General features: G+C 39.4%; 20 protein-coding genes and 1 pseudogene. 12 read left to right on the top strand and 9 right to left on the bottom strand.

Annotation, left to right across the window (positions count from 1 at the left end):
- The first annotated feature begins 75 nt into the window (after nucleotides 1–75).
- A complete protein-coding gene (locus tag AC5JL8_RS12100; RefSeq protein ID WP_495880023.1) occupies nucleotides 76–633 on the top strand; it encodes a hypothetical protein in 558 nt (185 codons plus the stop codon).
- A gap of 89 nt (nucleotides 634–722) precedes the next feature.
- Here the strand turns inward: AC5JL8_RS12100 and larC are convergent, their stop codons facing one another.
- The gene (larC, locus tag AC5JL8_RS12095) at nucleotides 723–1997 is read right to left on the bottom strand and encodes a nickel pincer cofactor biosynthesis protein LarC (protein ID WP_495880022.1); all 1275 of its coding nucleotides are present in this window, start codon (nucleotides 1995–1997) and stop codon (nucleotides 723–725) included.
- A 345-nt stretch (nucleotides 1998–2342) separates the two neighbouring features.
- Here larC and AC5JL8_RS12090 point away from each other — a divergent pair, with 345 nt between their 5' ends.
- The 3 genes from AC5JL8_RS12090 (at nucleotide 2343) to AC5JL8_RS12080 (ending at nucleotide 5520) form a co-directional block, all read left to right on the top strand.
- Nucleotides 2343–3002, top strand: a complete 660-nt coding sequence (locus tag AC5JL8_RS12090) for an L-threonylcarbamoyladenylate synthase (RefSeq protein WP_495880021.1) — start codon at nucleotides 2343–2345, stop codon at nucleotides 3000–3002.
- Nucleotides 3003–3367: 365 nt separating this feature from the next.
- On the top strand, nucleotides 3368–4588 hold the full coding sequence (locus AC5JL8_RS12085) for a HetZ-related protein (RefSeq protein WP_495880020.1): 1221 nt from the start codon (nucleotides 3368–3370) through the stop codon (nucleotides 4586–4588).
- A 554-nt stretch (nucleotides 4589–5142) separates the two neighbouring features.
- Nucleotides 5143–5520: a PD-(D/E)XK nuclease superfamily protein gene (locus AC5JL8_RS12080; RefSeq protein ID WP_495880019.1), complete on the top strand. Its 378-nt coding sequence runs from the start codon at nucleotides 5143–5145 to the stop codon at nucleotides 5518–5520.
- Nucleotides 5521–5558: 38 nt separating this feature from the next.
- Here the strand turns inward: AC5JL8_RS12080 and AC5JL8_RS12075 are convergent.
- A pseudogene (locus AC5JL8_RS12075) lies at nucleotides 5559–6344 on the bottom strand (DNA adenine methylase).
- A gap of 162 nt (nucleotides 6345–6506) precedes the next feature.
- Here AC5JL8_RS12075 and AC5JL8_RS12070 point away from each other — a divergent pair.
- From AC5JL8_RS12070 to AC5JL8_RS12060, 3 genes are all read left to right on the top strand, one after another.
- The gene (locus tag AC5JL8_RS12070; protein ID WP_495880018.1) at nucleotides 6507–6713 is read left to right on the top strand and encodes a DUF751 family protein; all 207 of its coding nucleotides are present in this window, start codon (nucleotides 6507–6509) and stop codon (nucleotides 6711–6713) included.
- A gap of 124 nt (nucleotides 6714–6837) precedes the next feature.
- Nucleotides 6838–7257 carry a 30S ribosome-binding factor RbfA gene (gene rbfA, locus AC5JL8_RS12065; RefSeq protein ID WP_495880017.1) on the top strand — a complete coding sequence of 140 codons (420 nt, stop codon included), beginning with the start codon at nucleotides 6838–6840 and terminating at the stop codon, nucleotides 7255–7257.
- 977 nt (nucleotides 7258–8234) lie between these two features.
- Nucleotides 8235–8471 (top strand): DUF4327 family protein, encoded by a 237-nt coding sequence (locus AC5JL8_RS12060; protein ID WP_062297131.1) that lies wholly within the window; start codon nucleotides 8235–8237, stop codon nucleotides 8469–8471.
- A gap of 312 nt (nucleotides 8472–8783) precedes the next feature.
- On the opposite strand, the gene AC5JL8_RS12055 is transcribed toward AC5JL8_RS12060, so the two are convergent.
- Complete coding sequence (locus tag AC5JL8_RS12055) at nucleotides 8784–9137, bottom strand: hypothetical protein (RefSeq protein ID WP_495880016.1); 354 nt, start codon at nucleotides 9135–9137, stop codon at nucleotides 8784–8786.
- 226 nt (nucleotides 9138–9363) lie between these two features.
- Between AC5JL8_RS12055 and AC5JL8_RS12050 the strand changes: the two genes are divergently transcribed.
- Both AC5JL8_RS12050 and AC5JL8_RS12045 read left to right on the top strand, forming a co-directional pair.
- On the top strand, nucleotides 9364–9657 hold the full coding sequence (locus AC5JL8_RS12050; protein WP_495880015.1) for a hypothetical protein: 294 nt from the start codon (nucleotides 9364–9366) through the stop codon (nucleotides 9655–9657).
- A gap of 3 nt (nucleotides 9658–9660) precedes the next feature.
- Nucleotides 9661–9786: a hypothetical protein gene (locus tag AC5JL8_RS12045; protein ID WP_495880014.1), complete on the top strand. Its 126-nt coding sequence runs from the start codon at nucleotides 9661–9663 to the stop codon at nucleotides 9784–9786.
- A 5-nt stretch (nucleotides 9787–9791) separates the two neighbouring features.
- Here AC5JL8_RS12045 and bchE read toward each other — a convergent pair whose 3' ends face one another.
- The 6 genes from bchE to AC5JL8_RS12015 all read right to left on the bottom strand — a co-directional run bounded on the left by bchE (nucleotide 9792) and on the right by AC5JL8_RS12015 (nucleotide 16533).
- Complete coding sequence (gene bchE, locus AC5JL8_RS12040) at nucleotides 9792–11405, bottom strand: magnesium-protoporphyrin IX monomethyl ester anaerobic oxidative cyclase (protein ID WP_495880013.1); 1614 nt, start codon at nucleotides 11403–11405, stop codon at nucleotides 9792–9794.
- 905 nt (nucleotides 11406–12310) lie between these two features.
- Nucleotides 12311–13021 carry an HpsJ-like protein, cyanoexosortase A-associated gene (hpsJ-A, locus tag AC5JL8_RS12035; RefSeq protein ID WP_495880012.1) on the bottom strand — a complete coding sequence of 237 codons (711 nt, stop codon included), beginning with the start codon at nucleotides 13019–13021 and terminating at the stop codon, nucleotides 12311–12313.
- Between the two features lie 27 nt (nucleotides 13022–13048).
- On the bottom strand, nucleotides 13049–13714 hold the full coding sequence (locus AC5JL8_RS12030) for a cyanoexosortase A system-associated protein (protein WP_495880011.1): 666 nt from the start codon (nucleotides 13712–13714) through the stop codon (nucleotides 13049–13051).
- A 2-nt stretch (nucleotides 13715–13716) separates the two neighbouring features.
- Entirely contained in the window at nucleotides 13717–14574 is an 858-nt protein-coding gene (crtA, locus tag AC5JL8_RS12025) for a cyanoexosortase A (protein ID WP_495880010.1), read from the bottom strand.
- A 568-nt stretch (nucleotides 14575–15142) separates the two neighbouring features.
- The gene (locus AC5JL8_RS12020; protein ID WP_495880009.1) at nucleotides 15143–15940 is read right to left on the bottom strand and encodes a PEP-CTERM sorting domain-containing protein; all 798 of its coding nucleotides are present in this window, start codon (nucleotides 15938–15940) and stop codon (nucleotides 15143–15145) included.
- Nucleotides 15941–16137: 197 nt separating this feature from the next.
- Nucleotides 16138–16533 (bottom strand): DUF6335 family protein, encoded by a 396-nt coding sequence (locus tag AC5JL8_RS12015; RefSeq protein ID WP_495880054.1) that lies wholly within the window; start codon nucleotides 16531–16533, stop codon nucleotides 16138–16140.
- Nucleotides 16534–16889: 356 nt separating this feature from the next.
- On the opposite strand from AC5JL8_RS12015, the gene AC5JL8_RS12010 reads away from it, so the two are divergent.
- The 3 genes from AC5JL8_RS12010 (at nucleotide 16890) to AC5JL8_RS12000 (ending at nucleotide 19303) form a co-directional block, all read left to right on the top strand.
- Nucleotides 16890–17291, top strand: coding sequence for a DUF2267 domain-containing protein (locus AC5JL8_RS12010; protein ID WP_495880008.1), 402 nt, complete (start codon nucleotides 16890–16892; stop codon nucleotides 17289–17291).
- 71 nt (nucleotides 17292–17362) lie between these two features.
- The gene (locus tag AC5JL8_RS12005) at nucleotides 17363–18460 is read left to right on the top strand and encodes a DJ-1/PfpI/YhbO family deglycase/protease (RefSeq protein WP_495880007.1); all 1098 of its coding nucleotides are present in this window, start codon (nucleotides 17363–17365) and stop codon (nucleotides 18458–18460) included.
- A 144-nt stretch (nucleotides 18461–18604) separates the two neighbouring features.
- Nucleotides 18605–19303, top strand: coding sequence for an SRPBCC family protein (locus tag AC5JL8_RS12000; RefSeq protein ID WP_495880006.1), 699 nt, complete (start codon nucleotides 18605–18607; stop codon nucleotides 19301–19303).
- The last annotated feature ends 50 nt before the right edge of the window (nucleotides 19304–19353 follow it).

Below are 19353 nucleotides of genomic sequence, written 5' to 3'. Positions count from 1 at the left end.
AAGTATTGGAAAAACAACTCAAATACGATCTTGGTTAACATTCAACTTAGTCACAAAAACACAAGGAGTAACAATATGAAAAGAGCCATATCTTGGCTGAAAAACTTTCGTCCAGCTAAAATTTTAGCGGTTTTTTTGGCAGGAACATTCTTAATTTTGACACAAGCCTGCACTTCAAAAGTAACTGCACAGACACCCCAGCCTGGTGCTGAATCACCTTATCTTGAACGACATGATCCCACAAAAAATTATAATCTCAACGAACCTCAAGGTGGGATGAATAACTTTAGTGATGTAGATGCCAGAGCGCAAGCAGGGGAGAAAGCAGCGGAAGCCAAAGCTAAGGCACTTCGGGACAACTCTAAGAGAAATGTCGACGAGAAGGGCATTGACAGCCCAGGGCAATATGTGGAGAATTATCGCCAAGGTACACCCTTTGGTCAAAGAGTGAAAAACCTGGGTGGCGATATTGGTGGTTCTACTGAAGAACTGACTGAAGGTGTTGCCAAAGGTACTAAGCGCGGAATTGAAAATATCAAGGAAAATACCCAGAATGCTGTCCAAGGCGTGACAAAAAATGCTCAACAGGCAGCTGAAGATGCAACTGATGGCGTTAACAAGGCATTGAAATAAGCTGATTGAAATTAATCATCGGTTATGGGACAGGCATTGCGCCTGTCCGTCAGGGGTGGGCGAGATTGCCTGCCCTAATTTTTTTGGCCTTAATTTTTTTGATGCTGTAAATACCAGCTCTCAAGTGCCAGACGCTGAATTTCGCGCCAAGGAATATCATGTTTTCGTGCTAATTCTGCACAATCTTCGTATTCTGGCTGCACATTAGCTAGAACTTCTTTTCCCTGCCAAGCTACCTTGACGCGTACTTTGCCATATTCAGTTGCGACTTGTTGAATTTCCCGTTGTAAGATGGCGCGTTGCTGAGTCGTTCGGCGAATTCCTAAAGTTGTGGTTTCACGAAATAAAACCGTTTCACAACTCAGTAAATTTTCTGGATGACAAATTACAGTTAACAAGATTCCTGGACGGGACTTTTTCATCCCGATCGGCTGGGTAAAGACATCGACTGCACCAGCGGCAAACAATGCGTCAAACACATAGCCGATCGCCTGGGGATTTAAGTCATCAATTTGGGTTTCTAGTACCGATATAATTTCTAAATATTGGCTATTATCGCCATATTTGGGAAAATTTGACTGTAAATTGGCGCTTTCACCAACCCAGAGGCGTAGTATATTGGGGATGGGCAAATTTATTGAACCTGCTCCTAATCCTACTTGCTTGATGGTCATAGGTGGTGGCGAGCCAAAGTCGCTTACTAAAGTAGTAGCGATCGCTGCTCCTGTCGGTGTCACCAGTTCTCGTTCAATGCCGTTGCTATAAATTGGACAACCTCGCATTTCCCACAACTTTAATACTGCGGGTACAGGCACTGCCATTTGTCCATGTGCGGCGCGAACTGTTCCTCCACCTGTTGGGAATGCCGAGCAGTACAGTAAAGGCAATCCTTCGTTATTACTTTCAATACCTAACCAATCTAACCCCAGGCAAGTGCCGACAATATCCACAATCGCATCTACTGCACCCACCTCATGAAAGTGAACTTTTTCAGGAGCGATGCCATGTACCGCTCCTTCTGCTACTGCTAGTTGCCGAAATACTGCCAAACTCCAAGCTTCTGCCCTTGATGGTAACCCTGCTTGGAGAATCATGCGCTCGATTTCTGGTAAATGACGCCCATGATGGTGACTGTGTTCGTGGTCATGGCGATCGGGATCATCTGCTAAGTCTACATGAACCTTAGTCGCCTGTTGACCATTACGCTGAACAAGTTCTGCCCTTAGTTGGTACTCCTGTTGAATTCCCAATCTATTGAGTTTTTCAATTAAATACTCGACAGGAACACCCAGACTGACCAAGGTTCCTAAGCACATATCACCGGAAATCCCGGTTGGACATTGAAGATAAGCAAGTTTGGTCATAGATATATTACTAATTTAAAGAAACTGAGGCTAATTCAAAGAAGCTGGGACTAGGGGCTAGGAAATAGCGGTAAATTCTAGAGAAGGATTGAAACCCCACCAAAGTTTGAAAATTCTTTCTAATAACCAGTATCCATTACTGGGAGAGGCTTTCCTCTCCAGACTACTATGTGGAATTCAGGGATCATTCACTGCCATCAATTCAGGATTAGACATTGGGAAGCTAGTTGCTGCATAGGTGGGTTACCCGACTTGTGCAAACTAACGTGATCCCCATACTCCATTCGCCATTTTTAAGATTTTTCTATCAATGCAAAGCCTGAAATTTCCCCTACTAAATTTTTTATGGCAAAAATTTTCACAGTCCATCCTGATAATCCTCAAACCCGCCGAATAGAGGAACTAAAATCGGCACTTTCTAGCGGCGCAGTAATGCTCTACCCTACTGATACAGTCTATGCAATTGGTTGTGATTTGAATGCTAAGTCGGCGGTGGAACGAGTACGGCAAATTAAGCAGCTAGCGAATGATAAACCACTAACATTTTTGTGTCCCTCACTATCCAATGTGGCTACTTATGCCACTGTAAGTGATATAGCCTACCGGATTATGAAGCGACTCATACCTGGGCCCTACACATTTTTGTTACCTGCTACTAAGTTAGTGCCACGACTAGTGCAAAATCCCAAGCGGAAAACTACAGGAATTAGAGTACCAAATCATACTGTATGTTTAGCATTGCTAACAGCGCTAGGAAATCCCATTATTTCTACTTCAGCACATCTGCCACCAGATGAAGTAGATGATGGAATGGTTGGGGTAGAGCCAAAACCAATTCTGTCTCAGGCCGAACTGTTTGACCGATTAGATAATTTAGTCGATGTAATTGTAGATACTGGTGAGGAACCTACGTATGAAGTATCTACGATTTTAGATTTGACCGGAGACGAACCAATGATTACAAGAAGGGGTTTAGGTTGGGAAGCAGCATCAGCATGGGTATAAAAATCGCACTTCACAGGCTCATCAGTTAATTTCGGAAAATGTAATAAATTAAGCTCCACTTTTACAATTGTCCTACTTATAAGAGCTAGGAGTAGTTAGAAGGTAATGACATCAAAGTTAGGTACAGCAATAGTTTGGGCTGCTTTTAGAACATGGTAGATAACTGTGTGCCACCTTTGATCCGGTTGCTGATGAAAAAACCGACTACTACCTTCCCTGTAACCTTTTTAAATTTCCTACAGTCTTATATGTGAGCAGCGATCGCAGCGGTCTTGATGGATGCTAAACCATTCCTTAGCCAAGACTGAAGCAAGTGCTGAATTGACGTTGTAATTAAGGTGCAATACCAGTTACTAAAAAAATTTATGAAAGCCAACCTTGTTACTCTACCAACTTCTACCTCCACTTTTGATTGCTACATCTCAAGCAAACAATTGTCAGCTAGCAATACCGAAACCTTGATGCAACTGCTATCTCAAGAAATTCAAGATCAAGTAAAAGCTGCACCTGGGTGTGTGCAAGCTGTAGCGACACGCATCGCTAAAGAAGTAGAACGCATTTGCGATAAAAGCTCCCGTATTCAAACATCTGGAGAAATCCAATCTTGGCAGCTTACCCTAGCAAGGCATCGTTTACAAAAGTGTTTACGTTACTACCAACTAGGTTCACGCCGTGGGCGTGTGGAACTACATAGCAATCTGGGCGCTATAGTTTATCGTCACGTTACCGTTTCCGGTTCAGATTTGGGATTTCAAGGTCGTTACAACCTGATTGAAGATTTCTTGCAAGCATTTTATATCGAAGCTATTAAAGCTTTTCGGCGGGAAAATGAACTACCTGAAGATTACACGCCGCGTACTCAGTTGCAATTAGCCGAATACATGGCATTTACAGAACAATATGCCAAACGCCGCATCAATTTACCTGGTAGTGCTAGTCAACAGCTGATTATCTTGCGTGCCCAAGGTTTTGCCCGTCGTCAACCGCAGGAAACTACCGTGGATATCGAAATGGCAGTGGAGTCTGCCAAGACAGAAGAGGGAGAATCTTATCAGCGCAACTCAGCTGTGCAACAGCTAAGGTCGCAAATGGTTGCACAAACTAATTTCGATCCATCGGAAGAATCTGAACGCGATCGGGTGATTTCGGAATTAGTGAATTACCTGGAGTCTCAAGGTCAAACTGACTGCGTAGATTACCTAACTCTGAAACTCCAAGACCTTTCAGCACCGGAAATTGACCAAATTCTTGGTCTAAGTAGCCGTCAGCGGGACTATCTGCAACAACGTTTTAAATATCATGTAGAAAAGTTTGCCAAGCAACATCAATGGCAACTAGTACATCAATGGTTAGGTGCAGGTTTAGAACATAAGTTGGGTCTGTCTAGCCAACAGTGGCAAACCTTTTTGAGCCTGCTAAATGAACAGCAACAAGAAATTTTGCAATTAAAAACTGCACGGCATAGTGACCAGGCGATCGCTAAAGCACTCAAATGCACTCCCAAACAATTGCAAAAGCGTTGGACTCAACTTTTAGATCTAGCGTGGTCTATCCGTAACGGTCATACTGAAGTCCAAACAGGCTGATGACTTTTAAAAGCACAATTAATAAATTTCTCCAGGTTTGATCCTACATAATCCAGATGTTATTACGGTAAATTTCTGCCCGAAGTGACTAAAAAATTCTTTTAATTCTTTGCTAGTTAGCTTGGCGTTGCGTCTGTTTCTTGCTCTCTCCCTTTTGGGCATTGCTATCAATTTTGATATTGGGATTATCCTGACACAGTTAGTCAAATTGGTGGTCGGTTAGTTTGACAACCCTCTTCAGATTGGTAGTAATTGCGGTCATGGCAATATAAGATGATCAATATACAATTGAGATAGCATTTTGATGGAACTTAATTGTAACGTCTTGTATTCCAGGTAAATGATGCACTGATCTCAACATCAGATGTAGAGATATCAAGTCAATGGTCATCATCTAAATATGAATTTATTTAGTACAAACTTACTAAAAAGATTTCGTTTTCTATCTATGTAATCCAGTTTCATATATCCATATTAAAAATTCATATTAAGTGATACTTCTTCCGTGGAATCCTAGAATTAGCAGGGATTTTGTCAAAGAGTTCAGGATGATCATGACTCAAGGCGTACGGGCATATATAGCGTTTCCTAAGCAACTGAGGTACACCCAAATCTTGTTTAATAAGGTTAGTAGCTTTGAAAACGTACCTCACCAGGATGGGAACCGCTATATAGGTTTACCTACAAGCCCGTCCGAATTAATTATCGAGTGTAAATGGCAAGAAAGTGGTGGGTCTGTTGATGAAAAGTTTCCTTATTTGAATTTGAATATTCAAAACTCTTACCCAGCACCAACTATTGTAGTTATTGGAGGTGAAGGGATGAGAGAAGGAGCTATCAAATGGCTGAGAAATCAAGTTAAATGTAATCTTAATTTATTAGCAGTTTATAGTTTAGATAGATTTATTGCCTGGGCAAATAAGAATTGCTAATAAGAAGTAATTAATAATTTGTAAATCATCCCGCGTTTTTATGTATTAGAATTAATAGAACGTGCTGCTTCTATTGGATAAATATTCAAATTAATTTGCTTATATAGCTTCCTTATAAAGTCAAAATCAGAATTATATATCATAACTTTGACACCACGATTCGCCAATTTTGCACAAGTATCTCTTAAACGTTCTTGGTCTTATTCTTCAAAAGAATTGCAATTGTAACCTGTGAAATAACTGGTACTACTTATAGGATAATAAGGCGGATCGCAGAAGACAAAATCATCGCTACTGCCCTCAAAGTTTAACACATCCACAAAATCTGCCTGTTTAATTTCAGATTTATTAAGTACTGCTGAGGCTGCTCGCAGTAATTCTTCAGGGCAAAGTTAGGATTTTCGTATCTGCCTATAGGTACATTGAATTGTCCCTTGGAGTTTACTCGATAAAGTCCGTTAAAACAAGTTTTCTTAAGATAAATTAAACGAGCCGCTTTTTCTAAATCATTGCTTCCAAGGTTTGCTCGCACGTTATAATAATCTCTATTATGCTGAACTTTATGCTCTTTCAAAAGAACAATTAATTCCTCAACTTGATCCCGAACACAGCGATAAGTAGTAATTAATTCTGCATTAATATCAGTTAAGATTGCAGTGTTTGGCTGGAGATAGAAAAAACAGCACCACCGCCGAAGAATGGCTCAAAATAAGTTTTATATTGTTTAGGGAAATAAGGAATATATTGCTGAATTATCGATTTTTACCACCTGCCCATTTCAAAAATGGACGTGGAAATATTTCTTTAGGAATTTGGGCTATCATTTATTTATTATTTAATTACAACTGAGCTACTAAATCTAGCCAATATAACTGACGAATCATATTTTATATGAATTTATTAATTTTATAGCAGCATCGATTACAATTAAGTTAAACAAGCACATCAAAAAAAACGTATAGTCTATAACAAGGCAGTCTAAATTAATGTTTGACGGATTCTGGGATAACGTCTTTCGCTACCCCCGCTATTTTATTACTGTCCTCTTAGGCGTTTTGCTGAACACGTTTGCGCCACTATTCCCGCTGTTGAAACGCCCAGTCACCTTGATTGCCCTAGTAGGTTTCTTTGTAGGCAGTTTGGCGTTCATTACTTTGACCCTACGCGCAATGCTGGGTTTAAGTACAATCTAGGCTGGGGCTATTGTGGGGTTTGCCCCATAGACAGTGGCTAATAACGTCGTAGTGTTAACCACTCTCCTCCCCTACTTGCATCTATTGTTATGTTGTACAACCTCTGTGAGGAGGCGTAATTTTTATGGCTACAAATCGCCGTGTTTCCCGTGTTGCCGAATTAATCAAACGGGAAGTTAGCCAAATGCTGCTCAACGGCATCAAGGATGACCGTGTGGGTACAGGAATGGTAAGTGTTACTGATGTTGATGTCTCTGGTGATCTGCAACACGCCAAAATATACGTCAGCATTTATGGTACAGAAGAAGCCAAGGCGGAAACTATGGCAGGTTTAAAGTCGGCCACAGGTTACGTCCGCAGCGAACTTGGCGCACGGGTAAGGCTGCGTCGCACACCAGAAGTGATATTTATCGAAGACCACTCTATAGAACGTGGTACTAGGGTGCTGACGTTATTGAACCAACTCAAGGATGAGCGTCCATCCGAAATGTTAGCAGAAAATGGCAATAATGCAGATGAATATGATGATGAATTTGTGGAGTAAGTAATTTAAACAATAATGTAGTTTTTGGAACAATTAATCCCTAAAAATTCGCTAACTCCTTTACAGACGTGACTTAATCGCGTCTGTTTCAATGTGACAATACCTGCTTAAGCAACGGGTAGTTGCATAAATACAGTTTGTATTTGCCCTAGTATTTACTTTTGGAAAAAACTTGCTTCTTTCTCAAGCGGTTATTTTTCTTCCTGCACGAATACATTGATAATTTGCCTCTTGCTGCGATTCTCTTGAAGTAGCGATCGCCTCACCCAAGTTGTTCCTAACCTAGATGTAGAAACCAAAGCGTTCTCATCTACTAAGTGCTATCTAGAACTAAGTAATTCAGCAATTATTTAAGAAATTGTGAACATATCTGATGCTACAAGCTATCCTGGTGTAGGGTAGCGATGGTACTTGCAATAGTTTATACCTTTACTCCTGACAAGGATTTCTGTCTATTCTTCGGAGCGTCAAATAGCAGCAAACCTAGACAAAGTATTACGGTGCTGATCGTTGGTAAGTACCTAAACAAAATTGATTACACATTCTCTATGCTGTTCCTCGTTTACCGTTCACCGTTCCCTATTCCCTGTTCTGTTACCTTCACCTGTAATTTTAATTTTGCCTAACCACTTATATAAATGGTCTTTTGTATATATTATTCCCACCTGCCAAACTTACTTTGAGGCAGTCACTGCCAAATTTTGAACTCTAAACTCTATTGCAAAAAATTTACAAAATCTGTTAAGCAGGTTATGTTAACCACCCTGATATCCTTATATGAAGCAGATTGGCCACAAATGTCAGAATTTGTTGACTTTGGTAACATTTCTTTAGATAATTTTAGAGTGTCTAGCGTCAAAATGAAAACAGTTCCGTATAGCAAACTACAAAACTTTAGCTACAAGTCTAATCCTTGTCATGTTTGTTCCATTTAAATATCGGGAACACTATCTACGTGTAATTAGTGAGTAAAAATCATGAGTGTGAATACGGTGCCCTCTATCAATTACTACTCTTTGGATGTAATTCAAGACGAAGCACGCCGACTGGTGCAAAAGGGAATGGTCAGCCGACAACAGCCAATATATACACTCTGCCAATACATCCCAGCGAGAGAGTGGGTTTGCGTTGAATGTGAATTAGAAAAATGTGACTTTTTGCTACGCGATCGCATCGGTGATTTGATTGGTCGTGAACAATGGGACAACGACTAATCAATGCTGAATTTCAGATTTTGGATAGGGATTTGAGTTCCATATTTAGATTTGACAACCAGCTTTTCTACGCCTAATTTGAGGGATATCTCTGTTTTTATTAGCATTCCCCATCCAGGATCTTAAATTTCTCATTAATACAGAAACATTAGAGTCTAATTTATACAACTTTTCAAGTAGCGAACGTATTGGATTCAATTTTTGATATCCGATGTTGCCACCTGAGTATAGTATGTAGATTACCTAGCCGGGGCAGTTTTTCATGGACTGCTCCGGTAATTTTTTAGGTAAGATTTTCACTGGTGGAAAAGCTTATCCTACTTGCTCCAAATACTGATTAACGTCTTCAATGACGCGAGTAAGTTCAGCTTCTGTCGTCAACCGAATATTAATATCACGGACAGTAAGTAGAACTTTGGCTGCGAAGGGAGTAGGCCAAATATTAGGATTACAGAAAATTTCTAAAAATACCTCACCAGTGTAACGATATTCCACAGGACGCTGGGGAGTAACTTTACCAGTACTAGGAGTAGGTTTAGCAGCGACAGCTTTTAGGCGTTCAATCAATTCATCCAATGCTGCTTTTAATTCCTGCGCTGCTTGGGGTGAAAAACTCAAAGAGACAGAACCTTCAACCAGGTTCAATTTTAGAGGAATTGAAGACATAAGCTATTTATTAAAGTTGTTGATAGTTAATCATGTTACTGGAATAAGCCCTCAGGCTTGTTACAGAAGAAGATTCAAGCGCAAAACTAAAGGCTTAAGGGAGTAACCTTCTCAGCCAGTGCTGATTCCTCAAGCTTTTTGAGAATGGGCACTAAAAATTCTGAGAAATCTCAGTTTTTATACGGGTGAATAGGAATTGTCAAAGTATATCTTTGTTGAAGTGATAATGCTTCAAAAGATACTTATTAACCTACGAGGTGGCGTGATGAAATATGTGTCTTGGAATACGCTTACTAAGACAGCATTGAATGGTTTTTCTCAGCATGGGAGAGGTTCTGTGTGCTTGTCTAAAGATGGGGATGTGCATTATTGTTGGGAGGGTCAGATATCCTTAGCTGTTTTGTTTTATAACCCAGAGACTGAGTTTGTACTGGTAAAAGAATGGCTTAACCCTGATAGCCAAACCACTCATTTTGTTACTGCTATTATGCCCTTAAGTTCTAATGTCGTTTTACTATGAATTTTGTGGATATCTGGTCAAACTAAGAGGGTTGTAAATTATAACATAGGTAGATATTCTGAGCAGGCGATCGCTCAACAGTTCTTTGAGACAATAGCAGAAGCGATCGCCTATAGTTCTAATTTTTAGATTCTCTATATCTTCATGCTCGGCACATCCTGTTCTGGTTCATGATATTCAGGAAGATCGTTAGGTGCGCCACAAGCGGAAATATTGCTAGTAAAATTTACATCTGCGGTTAATTCTGGATGTTGTTGCTTTCGTTGGGCGATTTGTTCGGGAGTGAGAATCTTCGACTCATCAAAACCTAACTCTATTTTTGTGCATAGTCCTTTGTACTTAACTCGCTTCAGGTTGTAGAAGCGTTTGTTGAGTGTGGTTTGGGCAAAAGCTTTCAAGCAGCCTAAAAGATATTTACGCTTAAAAGAATCTTTAACAAACCAATATTCAATCGTCTTACGTAAATAAAAACGGGCGTAGTTGCGTAGAACTCCTTTGAGAACATCCTCCCGTTCCATGGCGTTCGGCTTCATGATTGGAGTGACAAAATTATATTGAGAATAATCTCGGACTTCCACGCGATCGCCTAATTCCTGAAATAATTCAGAAAAAGGCCAAGGGGTAAACATATTCCAGTTCACCATATCTGGTTTCCAATCGAGCGCCATCTTGTATGTTTGTTCTATCGTCTCTGGGGTTTCGTTCTCTAAACCCATGATGAATTGAGCTTCTGCAACGATGCCATTTTGCTTTAACAGTTGGATAGCACGTTTGTTCTGTTCAATAGTCGTTTCTTTGCGGAACAAATTCAGTTTCAATTGCGCTGCTGCTTCCGTACCCAAAGAAACATGAACTAGTCCGGCTTTGCGGTAAAGCGGTAATTCTTGCTCATCGCGCAAAATATCCGTGACTCGCGTATTAATTCCCCAGTAAATACCCAAATTACGTTCGATTAATTCGTTACACAGTGCAATAAATTTGGGTTTGTTGATCGTCGGTTCTTCATCGGCAAGAATAAAAAAGCCTACCTTGTGTTTTTTTACTAAGGTTTCAATTTCATCAACAAATCGTTTGGCAGAACCGGAACGGTATTTACGCCAGAATTTCCATTGGGAGCAAAAACGGCAAGTAAATGGACATCCCCTAGCATAATTGGGAACAGCCACCCGCACATTCAGCGGAGTATAAATATACTTACTCCAATCCAACAGACTCCAATCTGGGGTGAGGGTATCTAGATCAGCAATGGGGGGATGGGCTGGAGTTGCCACTACTTTACCATCTTCAAGGAAAGCAATACCTAAAATATTGCGGCGATCGCTTTTATCAGTTCCATTGGCAAGCGATCGTAGTAAATTAACTGTAATCTCTTCCCCTTCACCCCGGATAATATAATCTACCCAAGGGGCCTCATGGAGGACTTCATTATACATATAAGTAGGGTGAACCCCGCCCATGATTGTTTTTGCTTGGGGGCAAACTTCTTTAACAATTTTTAGGGTTTTCTGTGATTGGTAAATCATCGGCGTAATCGCCGTTGCCAACACCACATCCGGCTGATACCTAGCAATAATCTTAGCTAATTCATCATCAGGAATATAATCTGTCATGGCATCGATAAAGTGGATATTGGTAAAGCCAGCCGTCTTCAATGCCCCACCAACATACGGCACCCAACTAGGTGGCCAATTACCAGCAATTTCAGCACCACCAGAATGATAGTTGGGTTGAATCATCAAGATACGCATAATTTGCTTCCTGCTGCGTGAAAGGCAACTACTAATTAAATCGCTTAAGAAAAAGCTGCATTTTTTCGATTTTTTGTATCAGCATCAACGATGGATATAAAATTTTGGATTTAGCGCTGTATCGCTTAATATCTATGAGCAGTATCCAATAATTTGAACAGATACTAGAATTTTTTACTCGACTAATTCTTTAGCAAAATATTCGTTAAACTCGGTATGAGAAGCTGTATAATATTTTGCTTGTATCTGATGGAAATTTAAAACTTACGCATGAGTTCTCTAATTACAGCATTTCGATATCTCTAAAGAGCTTCATGTTAATCATGAGTTTATATGGATAGCTAAGTTTTAGAACACAGTGCTCCACGCTACAAAAAATTAGTTTCCTAAGTTTTATCAGGGAAGCTTTTAAACTGAACCTGAGAAAGATTACACAAGTCAAGCAGGATAATTAAAATCGCAGAGTAGATTATCCAAAAATTAGCAAGAGAAATTGACAAGATAGTAATGAGGAATAACAAGCTCATAGTGTCTATCTTTAATCATTTTGCTCTTATATTCGTGGGCATAGCTAATGAGTATATACTCCTCCTAAGTCAGCATTGGCCGAATTTATCAATAGTGATATCAGCCTTACCTAGTTTCACTTTGAGGAAAATTACACAATTCAAATTAGCGTAGTTGAGTTTTGCACCACGAAAACAGGCTTTTCTAAGTTCAGTAACCAATTCATGCTGCCAGATTCCCGTACTCAATTTAACTTAACAGAGTTTTGCTCTACCTTAGCTTGACTTGATATAGAAAAGCTCAACTAAATTTAGCATAGCTCAAACTTGCATTATTTAAAACTGCTTTTTTGAGAGACATCCAATTATTAGTATTGTTAGATGTAATTGCTATCAGTATCACTCATCTTGTCTAGTCCAGTTAGTTCCCCTCCACATAGCCATAAATAAAAATGCAGAAATCAAAGCTCCTAAGTTCCACTTAACAGAACTCTTGAACAACCTCAGATTTGCAGAAGACTTCTTTTCCTCTGCTTGAGCCTTGATTTGTTGTTTAGCTTGGGTAATTCCTGAGAGCATTTGACTTTTTACTTCTTCAGGCTTTTTATTATCTAATGAGCGTCCTTGGCGCTCAAGCATATTTTTCAACTCTGTAGGCGTAGCTTGACTTATCTGGTTCTCAGCATGCTTTGCTTGAGATAATTGTTGATTATATTCTTTATGAAATTGTTCAAGATTATTATTATACAACCGTATAGTGTTACTAACCCCTAAAGGTAAAAGTAAAATATATAACAGGCTAACTAACAAAGTTAATCTAGATAAAATTCCCAAAACAGGAAATTCCCAAGCCAAGCGGTTTTCTAATTTACCAGAAAACACTAACAATAATGCAACTAACGGTATGGCTACCCGTTCTACTAACGATCCCATTGTTTGAAATTCCCAAACAGGGTTCATAAAGTTGAGCGGATAAACTACATCAACTAAGTCAAAAAATGCCAAAATAAGCAGGCAGTAGCCAACCAAACGGTAAAGATTAATTACTCCTAATACAGACTCTAGTGATTTGCCTAATTTCGCTAGTTCTATGTCTAATAATTGATACATATTTATTCCATTTAAAAAATATTTAAGTTAAATTTTTGGAAATCGCGGTTGCCACCATTTATACCAGGATATCCAGATTTTTTCCAGAATTTGATAGGAAGCATCAGGTGAAGAATTCCGTAAAGGAATTGACATATGCACCCAAAGACAACGCTTGTCTAGCAGCGGTTCTTGCCCAGTTAACAAAGGCAATAAACGCTCAAAGCGCACGTCATTAAAATACCGATTGTTTCTAAATTGTGCATGAGTAAAAGTACTACCACCTCGTGAATTAATACAAGCACTGAGGTAAGCTCGCTGCTGATCTAACCCTAAACCGTAATAGCCTACTTCATTACTTTGGCGAACAATATTAGCAGAAGATTTTATGGAAGTATATCGCTCAACAAGCAAATTAACATCTGCATTATATAAATTTTGTAAATAGCGCATTTCGATATCTAAAGGGAAATTATTTTCTGTATATCGATAATGCTTTTGGGCAAAAAGTTCTGGATGTTCCCCTGCTGGTGTTTTTAAAGGTGCAGTTAAACTGGGTCGCCATTGTGGTAGAGGTACTTCTTCTGGAAAAGCAAAGGCGTTAATTTTTGGTTTATCTTGGCTGGGAAGTAAAATGACTTTTCCTGTAACTAATAATCCTGTAATAAAGGTTAAGGCTAATAAGGAAATACGGGTTTGTTTCCAGAAGCTCACTTTTAAGACTCCATAGCATTTTGATTTTTTTGTTGATTCATACTGAGTAAAACCCAGCAGAAAGAGCCAAAAAGTATAGCACTAATCATTGCAAATATAAGAGAACCATCCCCAAGATGCCAGTATTCAAATGCTTGTTTATCGCCTTGTGCTACTAAGATAGCCATAAGTGCAACCCGTACACCATTGACAACGAATCCAAAAATTGCAGCTACCGTTGGTACAATAATTTTTTGCTTCCAATTTAGATTAAAAATTAAGATAAAAAGTAATGCTAAACTCAACAAATTGAGAATTACGCTCATTCCCGCACAGGCTGCATATATTTTTATGCTCCCAGTTGGAAGAATAATATTTACTCCAGAACGAGCCACTTTAAAGCCTGTATACCATAGGAGAGAAGTAGTAAATTTAGCAGTCAGTAGTGATATATCGCTAGCAACTATAGATAATAATCTATGGGCACTGAGAAAAAATAATGCTAATAATTCTGTTTGATATTGCTTTAGCCCCTTAAAGCCAGAAGCTAACAGTGCAATTCCTAAGCCAGAAATTAAAGGATAAAAAGGGAATAAGCCCCCAAAATTTATCTGAACTGTATTATTTAGAAATACTAATATAATGAGTAAAAAACCTAAAGAACTAGAAATAGCACCACTTTCTAGATTAAAGCTATAGTGTTTTTCTTTAATTGAAAAACAGATAAATGCCAAAAATGCAATATTTATAAATAAAACTTCAATACTGCTATTTCTTGATATTACACTTAAGTGGATAGTTATTAAGCTTGCGCCTATCCCTAATAACCAAAATTGAATATTTTCTAGTAAAACAAAAGTTTTATATGTGGTAGCTTTCATACAAACGAAATGGCAGTTGTTAAATCAGAAACTGGATCAAGAAGTTTCCTTATCTTTCATAATCTTTTTACTAATGTAAAATTATTCATTTTTTTAATTTGGTTAAATGCTAAAGAGTCCTGACCAGCCTAATACAGGGTGGCAGGAATAAGTATCCACTTGAAAAAGTTATTCTCCAAAATAAAAAATTTGCAGTTTCCGCATAAACACGGTGATACGTTATAAAAATGTATTCTTTGCTATTTAAATAGTTAAACTTAAAAAAGTCTATACGTAATTGTACGTAAACATACTAGCTCTTCTTAAGAACTTATATAGAAGACTTTAGCTATTAGTCTCAGAATTCATTCTGAGGCGGTTGTTAGGACTGATGCAAGATATTAGAGAAAGAAACTAAAAAACAAAGTTTATCGAAAGACTTCTGGCAATAATGGTTTCTCAGTGGTAATGCGGCACAACATTTTTGCTCAGTAATAACTTTTTGCTTAGTTTGATAGGTTTAAATGTATTTCAAGTATTAATCCATAAAATTTATCTATGGATTAATACTGCTGAACTAAGTAATAGCCTAAATCTTAAATGTATTGCTTTTAACTTGAGATTTAAACTTAGAACTTAGCTTTGAGATAAAGCCAACTCCTGCTAACAGCCCTAATATAGTGCTAGGTTCAGGAACACCCTCAGGAGGAATAGGAACAGTTTCAATTACTACGGTATCAAAGCCAAATGCAGTGTTGTTAGCAGTTCCACCAAGAGTAGTCTCAGTTAATTGAAATATCAAGTCGTATGCTGTGTTCGCCAATAACATGCTGTTATCTGCTGTAAAACTTACAGATGCTACACCAGTGGAAGCCAGAGTGGTTATTGGATTTCCAAACGGAACAGAGATACCATCAATATTATCAAAAAAACTTACTTCCAAAGCGTCACCTCCAGGGTTTCCTGAAGTTCCACTGAATGCATAGGAAAAATTAATTTGAATCGTATTACCAGCTAGGTCAGCATCAGTAAAAGTGTATTTAGTTTTAGATACAGCACTAGAAGATCCTTGGCTAAAGGCTGTGCTGTTTGCAGTACCAGTATTAACCGCCCCCAGGAGTGCATAGCTTGAAGTGAAAAAATTGTTAAAGCCTGCGTTGCCAGTACTTGTATTAATAGTGCCAGTTGCGCTTCCAACTCCAGCTCTAGTTGTTGTATCTGCGCTAAAGTTAAAGTCTGCTCCCCCATCTAGATTAAATGTAAGTGCTTGAGCAGCATTACCAAACAAAAATACTGACGATACAGCATTGAAGAGTAGCCAAAGCTTGAGGTTTCTAAGGAAATATATCTTACTTTTGATTTGAGAATCAGTATATCTCAATGTCATAATTGATCCTACTTACAATGTAATTTTACTAAAGATGGCATACAAGCACTAAAACTGCCAGTAGATGGCTATAAGAATTTCATATCATCTCCGTAAAATTGCCCAAAATAAAAGCACCCCACCACTGCTTGGTAAAAACGGGGTGGGGTTATGCAGATATTCTGGGTATCATACCAGACTAAGCTTATTTCAGTGAGCTATTTTCGCTCTTGATAATCTTCAGAAGACTTTGGATCTAGCTCCCAGCGTCTATCATCACGCTCTTCTAAAATGTCGTTAGTGCGGAGAAAGGCGCGATCGTCCATTTCTAACCCGACTGCTGCAGCTAGCTCTTCAACCACATCTTGATCGGGAGTGGGAGCAGTACCACCAACAGCCTCATCCCCTACCGTATCCTCTTCTTGCCAGTTAGCATCAATATCACCACCAGTTATTTCAGGACTGGTGTGTGTATACTCGCGCATTCTATTCTGCATTGATCGCCCACCAATATTGTATCCTGGCAAATCTTTTACACCAGTGCCGTAAGCTTCAGTAATTTCTTGGGGCAAATCATCGGATCTCGTCTCGTTATTATCGTTTTTTTGCGCCATAATCCTAGCGATTTCTGCATCTTTACCATAACGTTTTACTAACACAAGGTTGTCATGCTAAGGATGTATTACTTTAGAAATAAAACAATCTATCCCCTTGGTACGAAGATAATCTAGGAGTTGAAACCTACTCTGGTAAATATGAATTCATGGTCAAACCCCGTGTTGTTCCAGTTATTAGTTATGAGTTAGAAGTTATCAAACAGTTAATTCTGGATTGAAGCTTTTCAACTCATAACTAGTTTTTGTTCATAACCTGAATTAATTTATTAAACTCATTTTTTTGAATTTTATTTAAGCTTTCAACTACCTAAATGCTAAACACCAGCATTTGTTAGGGAAAAAGGAGGTAGAAAGTGGAATACAACGAATTTATTACCCACGTACAAAGCCTAGCCCAATCAAACTCTCGTGAAGAGGCAGAACGTGCCACCCGCGCCACCTTAGAAACGATTAAAGAACGGATTGCAGGCGATGAAGTGCAAGAATTAGCTGCACAGTTACCCCAAGAATTGGGTAATTATTTGCGAGGACGAGATGAAGAACCTGCTCAATCCTTCAATTTGCAAGAATTTATTGCACGAACAAGCCAAAAAGAAAATATAGAACCAACTACTACAGCAATTCATGTCCGGGCTGTTTTTGCTGTTTTACAAAATGCTGTTTCCCCGGAAAAGTTTGCAGCTTTTCACAGTCATCTCTCTCATGACTATGAACAACTTTTTGACACTTCATCAATCAGCGAAGTGCCAACTTAGTAAATAATCTAAGAACTTAAGTCGTTGAGTATTTCAACTGGTTAGATTCTACAAGTAAACAAGAAAAATATATGACACAATACAACAACCATTCTGGCAAGAAAAAAATCGCAATCCTCATTGAAAATGATGTCGAGGATGCAGAATTTACTATTCCTTATAATGGGCTAAAACAAGCGGGAATGGAGGTAGTTGTCCTTGGTTCACGCATGAATGAGAAATACAAGGGTAAACGCGGCAAAGTTAGTATGCAAGCAGATAGCACCACATCTGAAGCTATGGCTGCGGAATTTGATGCGGTCGTCATTCCCGGAGGTATGGCTCCAGATAAAATGCGGCGGAACCCCAATACAGTACGCTTCGTACAAGAGGCTGTGCAACAAGGAAAATGGGTAGCTGCGGTTTGCCACGGCCCACAACTTTTGATTGAAGGCGATTTACTCAAAGGTAAACGAGTTACTGGTTTCAGCGCTATCAGCAAGGATATTATCAACGCGGGTGCTAACTATATAGATGAGCCGCTAGTAGTTGACGGCAATTTAATTACATCTCGTGAACCTGGGGATTTGCCAATTTTCACCACAGCTATCTTGAGCCGTCTGGGTTATGGTGGCAAAGATGTTGCATTGCCAAATGAAAAAGATACAGCTGCTGAATGGTGGAAAATAGCTGATGCTTGGGGTGGCTCGACTAAAGGTGATATTGTCAAAGGTTTAAATACTGCGCTTGCTGGTGAGCGTTATTCGCTGGAAGCATTGCAAAAGTACCTCGAAAAAGAATCAAACACAGAAGCAAAATCCCTCTTTCAAGAGCTAATTGGTACTAAACAGCGCCACATTGAAAAGTTAGAAACTTATCTTCACAGGCTAGGGGAAAAACCCTCTTTAGCGGCTAATATCGCTGATCAATATGCCAAGGTGAAAACAGCCCTCACAGGCAGTGATGACATATATCAAATACGTTGCGCTTTAGGGGATATCCAAACGGGTATTGGCGATATTGGCAATTTGTGTGCATCGTACACTGATCCCGTAGCGACCGCGATTTTCAAAGAAATTTACAAAGATTTGTGGAAATACGAACAGCGGTTGGTAGCGCTGTACCGCTCAGGGATAGGCGCTGGAGTTCAGCCTCCCCAACCGACTACAGGGGCAGCTACAGCTATGTAACTTTTTCGTAAACCACGGGTAAGGACACTTCCATGCCGGGCTTCCCCAAAGTGGAAAGTGTCCATTACGCAAAGAATACAGAGAGAAAGTAAGAGAGTCTTTGCGTCTTAAGTGGTAATTTTACTGCAATCGGGAGATAAAAAAGTGACTGCAAACCCAGGGGATGAGGTAAATAAAAGTCAGAGTGAAGCTAGTGATGCTGAACGTTGGGCTTCTTTAATCGGTGGCGGAGCAATGGTGCTGATGGGCTTAAGACAAGGCTCTTTGCGAGGCGCTCTCACGGCTTTGGCTGGTGGTGGCCTGATATATCAAGGTGCAACTAAACAAAGCACAATTCAGCAAGCACAGGAAGTAATAGGCATGAACAAACCAATCAAAGTTGAAAAGACGGTAACCATTAATAAACCCGCAGATGAACTGTACCGCTTTTGGCACGACTTTGAGAAGCTGCCTACCTTTATGAAGCATCTCAAATCTGTGAAGGTGTATAACGAAAAACGTTCTCATTGGATTGCCAATGCACCTTTAGGTAATAGCGTGGAATGGGATGCAGACATCTTAGAAGACCGAGAAAATGAGTTTATTTCTTGGGCTTCTGTGGAAGGAGCAGATGTAGATAATTCTGGTTTTGTCCGTTTTAAAAAAGCACCAGGCGATCGCGGCACGGAAGTCAAGGTGGTTTTAGAGTATAACCTTCCTGGTGGGGCATTAGCATCTGTAATTGCTAAACTCTTCGGTGAAGAACCAGAACAGCAAATTGGCGATGATTTACGCCGCTTCAAAATGCTTATGGAAGCCGGGGAAATCGCTACCACAGAAGGTCAACCCTCTGGACGCAAGTAGTTATTAGTTTTGTGTTCTTGACTAATGACTAATGACTAATGACTATGGAC

It is taken from the genome of Mojavia sp. (genome assembly GCF_059505145.1).
This window is presented reverse-complemented; position numbering and strand designations above follow the sequence as displayed.

Bases quoted from the DNA above. Each gene is read 5' to 3' on its own strand.
- AC5JL8_RS12020 (WP_495880009.1), bottom strand. From the start codon at position 15,940: ATGACATTGAGATATACTGATTCTCAAATCAAAAGTAAGATATATTTC.
- rbfA (WP_495880017.1), top strand. From the start codon at position 6,838: ATGGCTACAAATCGCCGTGTTTCCCGTGTTGCCGAATTAATCAAACGG.
- AC5JL8_RS12070 (WP_495880018.1), top strand. From the start codon at position 6,507: ATGTTTGACGGATTCTGGGATAACGTCTTTCGCTACCCCCGCTATTTT.
- AC5JL8_RS12085 (WP_495880020.1), top strand. From the start codon at position 3,368: ATGAAAGCCAACCTTGTTACTCTACCAACTTCTACCTCCACTTTTGAT.
- AC5JL8_RS12090 (WP_495880021.1), top strand. From the start codon at position 2,343: ATGGCAAAAATTTTCACAGTCCATCCTGATAATCCTCAAACCCGCCGA.
- larC (WP_495880022.1), bottom strand. From the start codon at position 1,997: ATGACCAAACTTGCTTATCTTCAATGTCCAACCGGGATTTCCGGTGAT.
- AC5JL8_RS12005 (WP_495880007.1), top strand. From the start codon at position 17,363: ATGACACAATACAACAACCATTCTGGCAAGAAAAAAATCGCAATCCTC.
- AC5JL8_RS12055 (WP_495880016.1), bottom strand. From the start codon at position 9,137: ATGTCTTCAATTCCTCTAAAATTGAACCTGGTTGAAGGTTCTGTCTCT.
- bchE (WP_495880013.1), bottom strand. From the start codon at position 11,405: ATGCGTATCTTGATGATTCAACCCAACTATCATTCTGGTGGTGCTGAA.
- crtA (WP_495880010.1), bottom strand. From the start codon at position 14,574: ATGAAAGCTACCACATATAAAACTTTTGTTTTACTAGAAAATATTCAA.
- AC5JL8_RS12060 (WP_062297131.1), top strand. From the start codon at position 8,235: ATGAGTGTGAATACGGTGCCCTCTATCAATTACTACTCTTTGGATGTA.
- AC5JL8_RS12100 (WP_495880023.1), top strand. From the start codon at position 76: ATGAAAAGAGCCATATCTTGGCTGAAAAACTTTCGTCCAGCTAAAATT.
- AC5JL8_RS12050 (WP_495880015.1), top strand. From the start codon at position 9,364: ATGCTTCAAAAGATACTTATTAACCTACGAGGTGGCGTGATGAAATAT.
- AC5JL8_RS12080 (WP_495880019.1), top strand. From the start codon at position 5,143: ATGACTCAAGGCGTACGGGCATATATAGCGTTTCCTAAGCAACTGAGG.
- AC5JL8_RS12015 (WP_495880054.1), bottom strand. From the start codon at position 16,533: ATGGCGCAAAAAAACGATAATAACGAGACGAGATCCGATGATTTGCCC.
- hpsJ-A (WP_495880012.1), bottom strand. From the start codon at position 13,021: ATGTATCAATTATTAGACATAGAACTAGCGAAATTAGGCAAATCACTA.